This window comes from Bacillus sp. B2-WWTP-C-10-Post-4, from assembly GCF_009183805.1.
Lineage (GTDB): Bacteria > Bacillota > Bacilli > Bacillales > Bacillaceae_G > Bacillus_A > Bacillus_A cereus.
In genome coordinates this window covers 1-2,453 of record NZ_WEII01000231.1, presented here as the reverse complement: position 1 = coordinate 2,453, position 2,453 = coordinate 1, and the positions used below count along the sequence as shown (strand labels likewise).

Sequence of the window (2,453 nt, the reverse complement as noted above, 5' to 3'; positions counted from 1 at the left end):
TTTTTCTGCTTCTGGTTTTTCTGCTTCTGGTTTTTCTGCTTCTGGTTTTTCTGCTTCTGGTTTTTCTGCTTCTGGTTTTTCTGCTTCTGGTTTTTCTGCTTCTGGTTTTTCTGCTTCTGGTTTTTCTACTTCTGGTTGTTTCTCTTCATTTTTAATTTGTTCAAGTTTATCTTGTTCAAATAAAAGTTGTACATCATGCGTTTGCTTATAATTTCTTGATGCCATTTCGATAAATACTTTTGTATTTAGTTTTTTAGATAAATCGTTTACTTCAAACTCTACTACTCTTGTATCTTTTTCCGTATCCTCACTTACTACTTTTGCATCAACAAATGTGCCATCTTTTTCCGTTTGAAAATTTTTAATTAATGAGCTACTTTTTAATGTTACAATTGCTTTTTTCTTACCGTTTTCTACTTTTAATACTCCTGGATTTACCATGTAAGTATTCATCTTAGATTCTTCATCTGTTTGATCTTTTAACACTTTAAATGGAATGCTGTACGCACCATCTGTAATTGTGTTAGAATTTGGTTGTTGATCTGGGTCAGGCTTTTGGTCGGGCTTCTGACTTGGATCCGGTTTTTCATTTGGATCTGGCTTATTAGCTGGGTCCTCTTTTTCATTTGGTTGTTCCACATGAATTGGTGTAATACTATTTTGATCAAATGCAATACGAACGTCGTACTCATGATGATAATTTAAAAAATCAATATCTACTTTTACTTTTGCATTTAATACCTTCTCTACATCTTCTACATCAAATTCTACTACTCTTGTATCTTTTTCTTTATCTTCACTAATTACATTTGTCGCAACTAGCTTACCTGCTTTTTCTGTTTCAAACTTCGTAATCCATGAACTATTAGTTAATGTAAAGGATACTTTCTTTTTCCCATCCTTCACTTTTAAAGTTCCCGGACTTACTGAATATTGATTCATCATCGATTCTTCATCTGATGTATCTTTTAAAACTTTGAAGCCAATTGAATATTCACCGTCAGCCAACTTGGTAGCTGCTTGAACTGCAAGTGGTTGTAATGTTGATACGAATGTAAATATCATTAAAAACATAGCAACAATAATTTTTGTATACCTGTTCAATGGAACGACTCTCCCTTTTGAAAATTATTTAATACTGCTCCCATCAAATACAAAGCGAATATCATACGAAGCATTATAATTAATAATTGGAATATTAATTTTCACCTTTCCATTTAGTTTTTTTGACAAGTCAGCAACTTCAAATTCTACTACTCTAGTATTATCTTTTTTGTTTTCACTTAACACGGTTGTTTCTACAAATTGACCATCTTTTTCTACTTGGAAACTTTTAATAGAAGCACTATCTTTCACTTTAAATGAAACGTATTGTTTTCCATTTTTAACTGTTAATGTTGCTGGGCTTTCAAAATAACTATTCATTCTAGACGATTCATCTTTATCGCCTTTCCATACAGTAAAAGCAATATTATATTTTCCATCAGCTAGTTTTGTAGCAGCCTTTGCATCTTGTAAACCTAGTGTTGCGATAAACGTAAATAAAACAGCAAATACGGCAATAATCATTTTAAATTGTTTAAACATATATTCATCACCCTTCAAAAGATTTATTTACTCAACTTCACTTTACGAATTAAGAAAGCACCTGAAATAAGAATTAACGCTGCAAACAATCCAATACGTGCTTCATCGCCTGTTTTTGGGTTATCTGTTTTTTCAGCTTTTCCATTTTCATTTTTTGTTTCTTTGTTCACTTCTTTAGCTGTTTCCTTACTCTCTACTTTTGTTTTCTCTTCTTTTACATGTGTATCTGTTTTCGCTTGATCATTATTTTTTTTTGTAGCAGCTACGCCGTTATCGCCACCTACAGCTTTTACATTTGCATCAAATGCAAAACGAATTGTGTAGTGGTGGTCATAGTTTGCATTTGGTACAACAACATGAATTTTTACAGCTGCCGGTTTAGATAAATCATCTACTTTAAACTCTACTGTTCTTTTATCTGCCGATTCATCTTTACTAACAACTTTCGCATCAACAAAATTCCCGTTCTCTGGTGCTTTAAATTCTGTAATCCAAGCACTATGATTCATCGGAACTTGTACTCTCATCTCACCGTTTTTCACTATTAATTTTGCCGGCTTTTCAAAATAGTCATTTGCCATTGAAGCTGAATCATTTTCCGCTTTTTGAATTACGTAATTAATATCGTAAGTACCATCAGCTAGTTTTGCTGATACATTCCCGTATGGCATTACAAGAAAAGCTAACATACATACGAACGTTATAATAAAAGCAGGTAATACAGAAACCTTTTTCATTTTTCTTGTTTCCTCCTTGGTTATCTTTCATTTCACTTTTTGAAAATGATAATTATTCTCAATTTATAAGAAAAAAAATAATCTCTTCTACCTATTATTTAATTAGCATTCTTTTATGTAACATAAGTA

General features: G+C 31.8%; 3 protein-coding genes. All 3 read right to left on the bottom strand.

Annotated elements, in window-relative coordinates; all coding sequences use genetic code 11:
* Positions 1 to 1,104: NEAT domain-containing protein (locus GBN78_RS29395; RefSeq protein ID WP_193224776.1), on the bottom strand; the 1,104-nt coding region annotated here is incomplete at its 3' end.
* 24 nt (positions 1,105 to 1,128) lie between these two features.
* Entirely contained in the window at positions 1,129 to 1,587 is a 459-nt protein-coding gene (locus tag GBN78_RS29390) for an NEAT domain-containing protein (RefSeq protein ID WP_000476165.1), read from the bottom strand.
* Between the two features lie 23 nt (positions 1,588 to 1,610).
* On the bottom strand, positions 1,611 to 2,324 hold the full coding sequence (gene isdC, locus GBN78_RS29385) for a heme uptake protein IsdC (RefSeq protein WP_000757960.1): 714 nt from the start codon (positions 2,322 to 2,324) through the stop codon (positions 1,611 to 1,613).
* Positions 2,325 to 2,453 lie beyond the last annotated feature (129 nt).

Bases quoted from the DNA above. Each gene is read 5' to 3' on its own strand.
- isdC (WP_000757960.1), bottom strand. From the start codon at position 2,324: ATGAAAAAGGTTTCTGTATTACCTGCTTTTATTATAACGTTCGTATGT.
- GBN78_RS29390 (WP_000476165.1), bottom strand. From the start codon at position 1,587: ATGTTTAAACAATTTAAAATGATTATTGCCGTATTTGCTGTTTTATTT.